Here is a 7,504-nt window from a genome sequence, read left to right as displayed (position 1 = left end):
TCAGGTCGCGGGCCTCGTCGAACAGGCTCATGGTGTAGGCGCACAGCGAGTTGCCCAGGCCGGGAACCTGGCCGCAGTCGGGCGTCAGGGTGATGCCGGCGGCGCGGGCCTCGGCGTCGAGGGCCAACTGGGCGCGGGTCTGGTCGGTGTTACCGCCGAAGTCAGCCATGCTGGCCCCGGCGCGCACGGCGGCGCGGGCGAGGTCGAGGTTGAAGAAGTAGGGCACGCCGGAGACGAAAGCGGCGATGCGGTGGGCGCGCAGCAGATCGACCACGGCGTCGCCGTCGCGGACGTTGCGCGCGGCGGACGCGGCGACCGGCTGGCCGGCCAGGCGGTTGACGCGCTCGGCGGCGCGTTCGGCGGCGGCGGGGTCCAGGTCGGCCAGCAGGATGTACTCAGCGTCGCCGTGGACGGCCAGGTCATAGGCGGTAGCCGTTCCCTGGCGACCGGAACCGAGGATGGCGTAGCGGTGGGGCATAGTTAACCTCTGGAAGATAATCCACAGATTTCACACGGCTGTCCTCAGCCGCGATGACACAGATTGAAGAAGAGATTATCCGCAGATTGGGCAGATTGGGCAGATTTGTAAGTCGTAACTGAGGAGTCCGGATAACGAATATAGACGCTCTTGCAGAGCAGCTTACTGCCTGAGTCTTTCCTCAGAGAATGAACATTTGGTCTAACCGTGTGGTACAGTGTAGCGCGTAACCTAATGCGCGTGGACAGGGTAATCTCTTTATAAGGTGTCCTGTCCCAGAGAAAACTGTACCTAAAAGGAGAGTGCCAGATGGCCTACCAGTTCAAGAACAGTAAAGGTAAGACCTACTTCCTTCACTCCCGCAACGTGGAGTTGAAGGGCGGCCGGACACAGACGCTATACTTCTTTGCCAAAGAGCCGGGCCAAGGGGCATTGGATGACATCCCGAGCGGCTATCAGGTCGCGGAGTCGAAGAACGGGCTGCCCGTTTTGAAGAAGAAGGGCTAATCGAAGCCAAAAAGGGCGGGGCCGCTGTCGGCCCCGCCCTTTTTTGTTCCCGAAGGCGATTATACGACTCGCCCTTAATGACCGGCGTTGCCCTCAGTGGCCGGCGGGTTATAAATCTCCGGGTCCCACTCGCCAGTGACGTTCAGGATCCCGGCCGCGCCCTTCTGCGTGCGGTAGAGCGCGTGGTCTACCAAGAGGTAGCGCCCCGGCTCGTCCAGGTGCATCTCAAAGGTGGAGACGGAGCCGGGCGGCACATACCACACTTCCTCGTTGGCGGTGAAGGTCTCGATGGAGCCGGAGTAGACCTTGTCGAAAACCTCGCCAATGATGTGGAAGTTGGAGCCGACGTTAGGTCCGCCCACGCCGAAGAAAACGCGCACCGTCTCGCCCACCTCTGCCTGCAACGGGTGAATGGTGGAGGTTGCGTTCACGTGACCGTTAAAGGTGAAGTACTCCGGCTGCTCGGCCAGCGCCTTCTCGGTGCTGAAGGTCTGGTGCCCCTGATTGCCGAAGCGACCGATGGTGTACCAGTCGCCCTGCATGACGTAGAACTCGCGATCCACCGGCGGCAGCCCACCGACCGGCTCGACCAGGATCGCGCCGTACATGCCTTGGGCGATGTGGTGCTGGGGTGGCGGGAAGGCGCAGTGGTAGACGTAGACGCCGGGGTGGAGCGCCTTGAAGGTAAACGTCTTCGATTCGCCGGGCTGGACGTTGGTCACGTCCGCCCCGCCGCCGGGGCCGTTGACGGCGTGCAGGTCGATGTTGTGCCCGTTGCGGCTGGTCTCCGGGTTGACCAGCGTCAGTTCCACCGTGTCCCCCTCCATGACGCGCACCATCGGACCGGGTACGGTGCTGTCAAACGTCCAGAAGTCGTAAGTCGTGCCGTCGGCCAGTTCAGCCGTCACTTCCTGAACGGTCAGGGTGATCTGCACCGTCGTCGGCTCCGTGCGCGTGATGGGCGGCGGCACGTCGGCCGGGTTGTAGGCCACGTTGGGCACGTCGGTTTCGTGGGCCGGTTCCAGCGTAGGTACGTCGACACGCCCCTCGACGACCGCGGCCCCATCGGAGGGAGCGGGGGTAGGGGCCTGAGCCTCTGGTTCAATAGCGCAAGCGGCCAGCAGCAGGACGAGCAAACCGAGGGCGGCAATGGCGACGGCGACGATGCGGGAACTTTGTTGGGTCATCTTCAACTCCTTTCAGATAAGCGTCGCGCAGTAGGGTGGGAACGCTGCTGCGCGGTCTGCGAAGGGGCAGGCCCGTCAGAGACTCTATGGGCCTGCGCAAGGATAAATGGGATTAGCAGGGGTGAGGGAGCCAGCATAGCGCTCGTTAGGAGCGCGAGCGTAGAAAGCAAGCTGTAATCACCGGTCGCCCTGTCGCCCATGATCATTGTAATGGCGCGGCGGGGGCGAGTTCAATAGACCACGGATATGTTCTGGTTGTCGTACAGCTTGTAGTCAGGCAATTCATTGCCGTTCTTCGCACGAGGTGTAGGGGCGGGTTTCAAACCCGCCCCTACATCGGTGAACAAGGAACGGCAATGAATTGCCTGACTGCGAACTAACCCCAGGCGAACAGCGACATGAGCATCAGGAACAGGCTATGCTGAATCATGGCCCAGATGGCGGTGCGGTCGCGCTGGACTTGCCAGCCCCAGGCCAACCCGCCCAGGAAGAGTACGAGGGCCACGAGCAGCATGATCGCCGGCGCGGTGATAGAGCGGAAAGTGCGCAGGTGGAAGCCGATGAAGAGGACGGCGTGGAGCAGCAGCGCCGCTCGCGCCCGGCCGGCCAGCGCCCGTTCGAGGCCTGACAGGAGCGCGCAGCGGAAGTAAAGCTCCTGGGCGATGCCGGACGCCGGCGCATAGACCAGAGCGGGTAGCCACTGCCAGCCGGCCCAACCGTTGTTGGAGCCGAGAATGGGCAGCAGGAGCAGCGTCGCCGCCGCCAGCGCCATCGCACCACGGCCGGACAGCGGGGCAAAACGCAGCTTCAGGTCGGCGCGGGACAGGCCGGCCGCGGCCAGGGCCAGCAAGCTCACGCCGCCGGGGATGAAGGCCAGCAGGGACAGCGCCGGCTCGACCGGCTGGAACACGTCGAGCGCGGTGTAGGTCGCGGCCATGAGCAGCGTCACGGCCAAGGCGATGGATAACGGCAAACGGGCGCGAGAAGATGAAATCAGCGCACCGGACGACATGACTCACCTCCTGATGGCGCGGTCTCCGTCTCCCAGCCGGTAATGGAACACGCCGACGCCCCGGCCAAACGGCGGAAAGTAGCGCATCCACCGCGAAGAGGCCAAGCGCGGCTCCGGCTCGTCGAAATAGAACCACTCTTCCAGTAGTCGAATGCCGCCGCCCCAGCGCTCCATATCCCGACCGCGCCTCAGCCCCCAATGCAGCCGCGCCTTGACCCCCGACGCGATCAGTTCCAGGTTCTTCAACTTCACCAGGAGCGGCGTCATGGCGTCGCAGATCAACTCCGCGCCCGGGAAGTGTTGCCGGAGCATGAGAATCAAGCCCTTCACCCGCGTCTCCTCGAAGTATGGCAGCACCCCCTCGGCGACGAAGAGGAAGGAGCGATCGATGGGCGCGACGACCTCCACCCAAGCCGGGTCGAACACGGAACAGGCCAGCCACCGGTTGCGCGGGCGCGGCGACAGTAGCGCGCGGCGCAGGTCGATCACTTCCGGCAAGTCGAGGTCGTACCATGCTACTTCACCGTTATCCACCCGCTCAAAGCGCGTGTCGAGGCCGCAGCCGATGTGGACGACGGCCGCGCTGGGGTGGCCGGCCAGGAAGGCGCGCGTCCAGCGGTCAAACTGGCGGGCGCGCAGAATGGCGCCTACCCGGTCGATACCCTGCAACTTGACCCGCCCGAAGTCATAGTCGAGACGCTCGACCAGGGCCGCGGCCGTCTCATCGCGCAGCAGCGGGTTTGGCTCGCGCAGCTCCAGGGCGCGGAAGTAGAGGGGGATGAGCAGCGTCTCGGCGACGGCGCTCCGGCTATCGAGGGCGATTTTGGCGGCGGTCATGTGGCTCACTCCCACCCGCGGCGGCCCCGGCGACGGCCACCAACAAGCGCCGGATAATAGATCAGCATGGCCCATTATCTCCGTGAGCACATTATAACTCACCCTGAGAGGGCTGGAGTGGGGAATGTTGGGGGTTATAAAGAATGCGACGCTGATGCGCCGATTTTGCGCGGATTGGCGCTGTTTCTAGCTACGAGAATCAGCGCTGCCTCAGCGTTCTATCAGCGTCTCATTGGCTATAGGTTCAGCGACTCACGGTAGCGGCGAATGGCGGCCGGCGTGGTGTACCAGTTGCGCCCGCGCTTGATTGCCTCCAGCCGGCCGGTGCGGGCCAGGAGGCTCAGGTACTCCTGACTATAGGGCGCCCCCTCGGCCGCTTCGCGCAGGGGCAGCCACTCATCGCCGGCCGGGGGCGGCGCGGTTTGCGGCGTCGTCGCTTCCAGGTAGAGCGTCAGGGTGCGCTCGACGGCCCGGCCGACCAGGTTCGCCAGGGGCTCGTCCTGCCCCCGGTCGGCCGCGGCCAACGCGCGGTAATACTGCGCCCGGTTGGCGCGGGCGATGATGGCCGGCGGATAACCGGCGCGCAGCAACACCAGGTTCATGATCAGCCGCGCCGTCCGCCCGTTGCCGTCCAGAAAGGGGTGGATGCTGACCAGACGGTGGTGGACCACGGCGGCCAGTTCGACCGGTTCCGCCCCGGCTGCCTCTTGTGAGGCCAGCCAATCGGCCCAATCGCTCAGCCGCGCCGCGACTTCCCAGGCCGGAGGCGGCTCGTGCGCGGCTCCGGCGATGCGTACGGGCAGTTGCCGGTACTGTCCTGCGTTCTCGTCGTCGATGCGAGCCATCACCAGCGCGTGCAACTGGCGGACGACAGCGGTTGTAATAGGCTCTTGTCGCTCAGGTGCGACCCACTTTCTGAAGTGGGTCGCACCTGGGCGCGCCGGACCTGAGCCCGCCAGCGATTCGACCCAGCGGATCGCCTCGCGGTGATTGACGACTTCGAAATGCTCCCGCAGGCTCTTGCCGCCGATGGTGACGCCCTGCTCCAGGATGAGTTGCGTCTCGCGCAGCGTCAGGGTGCTGCCCTCGATGGCATTGGAGTTGTACGTCCACTCGACGGCCAACTGCTCCTCCAGCCGGCGCACGGCGGCCGCGGGCAAGGGGCGGCGGGCGTCGAGGCGGGCCTTTTTGTCGTGGAGGCGGGTCAGCAGGCGCTTTTCGAGCATGCCGCTATTATATCGGATGCGTGTTGTTGAGCCACATCCGATATAACAACCGTGAGACCGTTAACGATCAGCGATTACCGCGTAACGTTCGTCGCTAACCACCCCGCCCCATAGAAGCGGTTCACCATTCAGGTTCTCAACACGGACGTTGGTCAGTCCAGGCGGCAGGGCGTTCACGATCTCTGCGGCATGCAGACCGCCGCCGGTATGCCAATACCCCTCAATGAGCAGGAGTCGTCCGCCAGGCGCAAGCAGGTCGGCCCAGCGGTGGAGCGTCGCCGCCGGTTCCGGCAGCGCCCACAGCACGTGCCGGCACAGGATCACGTCGAACCGGCGCGACGGGAACTGGGGGTTGGCGGCATCCATGACGGTAAAAATTACGGGTTGGCCCGAGACCGCCGCCTTGGTCTGCGCCTGAACGATCATGGCCGGTGACCAGTCAATCCCTATCACCTCATGGCCCAGCGCCGCCAACAAGACGCTGAGCGACCCTGTGCCGCAGCCGGCGTCCAGAATAGCCGCGCGGCCTGGCGGCAGCCAGCTCAGGAGACGATCTACCCACGCCCCGCGCACGGCGGGATCGCGCAGACCGTGATCCGGTTCATCATCAAAGGTGGCCGCCAGAGCGTCCCAGTATTGGGGAGAGCCGTGTGGTATGCTTTCGTCGTCCATGGTTAATACACATGTCGGTATTACGGTTCTTGATGCCTCTACGCGCCGGGATTGACCCAACTATCTTTGCTTGACAACCATTATCCCCCATGCTAGACTGCTCCCCAATCGAATACACAACGACAGCGATTCGGACGAGTATCCCGCAAAGCGAGTCCCAGAGAGCCGGCCACCAGGCTGCAAGGCCGGCGTCAGCGCAGCGGGTGAATGGACCGAGGAGTCGCCGGGGCGAAAGTAGTGATCAGTAAGCAGTGGTCAGTGATCAGTAGCTCCGGACGGAGTGGCCTCCGTTATAGGGCCTAGGCCTCGTAGCTCAGACTGTCAGTCTGAGCGGGCCGACAGAGTGAAGCTGGCTTCCCCACGCGCTATCACCGGCGCGTTTTTTGTTGGCGGAGCGGCTTAAGCAGGGTGGCACCACGGGAGATCGAACGCTCTCGTCCCTAGTGTGGGACGAGGGCGTTTTTATTTGCAAAGAGGTTTTGTCCGCAGATTAGGCAGATTGGGCAGATTAAAGAGCGCGCAAAGCCCAAAGAGCTCGAAGTGCGCAAAGGAATTCCTTCTTCGCGTTCTTAGCATACTTGGCATGAGCTTCTCGAAATCTGCCTAATCTGCCAAATCTGCGGATGACAATTCTTCAAGGAGGCTGAAAATGAGCGAGCGAACGAAGTTTATTCTGGATGACAGCAAGCTGCCGAAGGCGTGGTACAACATTAACGCCGACCTGCCGACGCCGCCCGCGCCGGTGTTGCACCCCGGCACCAAGGAGCCGGTGACGCCCGATTTCCTGAGCGTCCTCTTCCCGATGGGCCTCATCATGCAGGAGATCAGCACCGAGCGCTACATCGAGATACCGGAGCCGGTGCGCGACGTGTACCGCATGTGGCGGCCGACCCCCTTCCTGCGCGCCGTCCGGCTGGAGAAGGCGCTCGACACGCCCGCCCACATCTACTTCAAGTACGAGGGCGTCAGCCCCGTGGGCAGCCACAAGCCCAACACGGCCGTGGCCCAGGCGTTCTACAACAAGCAGGAGGGCACGAAGGCGCTGACGACCGAGACGGGCGCGGGGCAGTGGGGTTCGGCCCTGGCCATGGCCTGCGACTTCTTCGGCATGGATTTGGAAGTGTACATGGTCAAAGAGTCGTTCCACCAGAAGCCCTACCGGCGGGTGATCATGGAGAGCTACGGCGCGCGTGTCTTCGCCAGCCCCAGCGACAACACCCACTACGGCCGCTCGCTGTTGGCCGGCAACCCCGACGCGCCCGGCTCGCTGGGCATCGCCATCTCCGAGGCGGTCGAGGCCGCGGCGTCATCGGGTGGGGCGAAGAAGTACAGCCTGGGCTCGGTGCTCAACCACGTGCTGCTGCACCAGACGGTCATCGGCCTGGAAGCGCTGGAGCAGTTCGAGATGGCCGGCGAGTATCCTGACGTGGTCATCGGCTGCGCTGGCGGCGGCTCCAACTTCGCCGGCTTCACCTTCCCGTTCGTCCACAAGAACCTGACCGAGGGTAAGCGGACGCGGGTCATTGCCGCCGAGCCGGCCGCTTCGCCCAGCCTGACCAAGGGCGTCTACGCCTTCGACTATGGC

Annotated in this window: 8 protein-coding genes; 2 read left to right on the top strand and 6 right to left on the bottom strand. The window is 64.0% G+C overall.

What is annotated here, in order from left to right:
- A partial coding sequence (locus tag ACE3UY_RS23005) for a saccharopine dehydrogenase NADP-binding domain-containing protein (RefSeq protein ID WP_374689803.1) occupies positions 1-478 on the bottom strand: 478 nt, incomplete at its 3' end.
- 309 nt (positions 479-787) lie between these two features.
- Here ACE3UY_RS23005 and ACE3UY_RS23000 point away from each other — a divergent pair.
- Positions 788-985, top strand: a complete 198-nt coding sequence (locus tag ACE3UY_RS23000) for a hypothetical protein (protein WP_374689802.1) — start codon at positions 788-790, stop codon at positions 983-985.
- 74 nt (positions 986-1,059) lie between these two features.
- On the opposite strand, the gene nirK is transcribed toward ACE3UY_RS23000, so the two are convergent.
- From nirK to ACE3UY_RS22975, 5 genes are all read right to left on the bottom strand, one after another.
- Entirely contained in the window at positions 1,060-2,172 is a 1,113-nt protein-coding gene (gene nirK, locus ACE3UY_RS22995; protein ID WP_374689801.1) for a copper-containing nitrite reductase, read from the bottom strand.
- A gap of 376 nt (positions 2,173-2,548) precedes the next feature.
- Positions 2,549-3,184 carry a type II CAAX prenyl endopeptidase Rce1 family protein gene (locus ACE3UY_RS22990; RefSeq protein WP_374689800.1) on the bottom strand — a complete coding sequence of 212 codons (636 nt, stop codon included), beginning with the start codon at positions 3,182-3,184 and terminating at the stop codon, positions 2,549-2,551.
- Positions 3,185-3,187: 3 nt separating this feature from the next.
- Positions 3,188-4,021 (bottom strand): class I SAM-dependent methyltransferase, encoded by an 834-nt coding sequence (locus ACE3UY_RS22985; RefSeq protein WP_374689799.1) that lies wholly within the window; start codon positions 4,019-4,021, stop codon positions 3,188-3,190.
- Between the two features lie 236 nt (positions 4,022-4,257).
- On the bottom strand, positions 4,258-5,247 hold the full coding sequence (locus ACE3UY_RS22980; RefSeq protein ID WP_374689798.1) for a Fic family protein: 990 nt from the start codon (positions 5,245-5,247) through the stop codon (positions 4,258-4,260).
- A 60-nt stretch (positions 5,248-5,307) separates the two neighbouring features.
- Positions 5,308-5,919, bottom strand: a complete 612-nt coding sequence (locus tag ACE3UY_RS22975) for a class I SAM-dependent methyltransferase (RefSeq protein WP_374689797.1) — start codon at positions 5,917-5,919, stop codon at positions 5,308-5,310.
- A gap of 649 nt (positions 5,920-6,568) precedes the next feature.
- Between ACE3UY_RS22975 and ACE3UY_RS22970 the strand changes: the two genes are divergently transcribed.
- A partial coding sequence (locus ACE3UY_RS22970) for a TrpB-like pyridoxal phosphate-dependent enzyme (RefSeq protein ID WP_374689796.1) occupies positions 6,569-7,504 on the top strand: 936 nt, incomplete at its 3' end.

This window comes from Promineifilum sp. (SeqCode), assembly GCF_041918635.1.
Classification (GTDB): Bacteria; Chloroflexota; Anaerolineae; order Promineifilales; family Promineifilaceae; genus Promineifilum.
Note: the sequence above shows the minus strand (reverse complement) of the source record. Positions and strands in the feature narration are given on the sequence as shown.

Coding starts and splice junctions, on each gene's coding strand:
- ACE3UY_RS23000 (WP_374689802.1), top strand. CDS start 788: ATGGCCTACCAGTTCAAGAACAGTAAAGGTAAGACCTACTTCCTTCAC.
- nirK (WP_374689801.1), bottom strand. CDS start 2,172: ATGACCCAACAAAGTTCCCGCATCGTCGCCGTCGCCATTGCCGCCCTC.
- ACE3UY_RS22990 (WP_374689800.1), bottom strand. CDS start 3,184: ATGTCGTCCGGTGCGCTGATTTCATCTTCTCGCGCCCGTTTGCCGTTA.
- ACE3UY_RS22985 (WP_374689799.1), bottom strand. CDS start 4,021: ATGACCGCCGCCAAAATCGCCCTCGATAGCCGGAGCGCCGTCGCCGAG.
- ACE3UY_RS22980 (WP_374689798.1), bottom strand. CDS start 5,247: ATGCTCGAAAAGCGCCTGCTGACCCGCCTCCACGACAAAAAGGCCCGC.
- ACE3UY_RS22975 (WP_374689797.1), bottom strand. CDS start 5,919: ATGGACGACGAAAGCATACCACACGGCTCTCCCCAATACTGGGACGCT.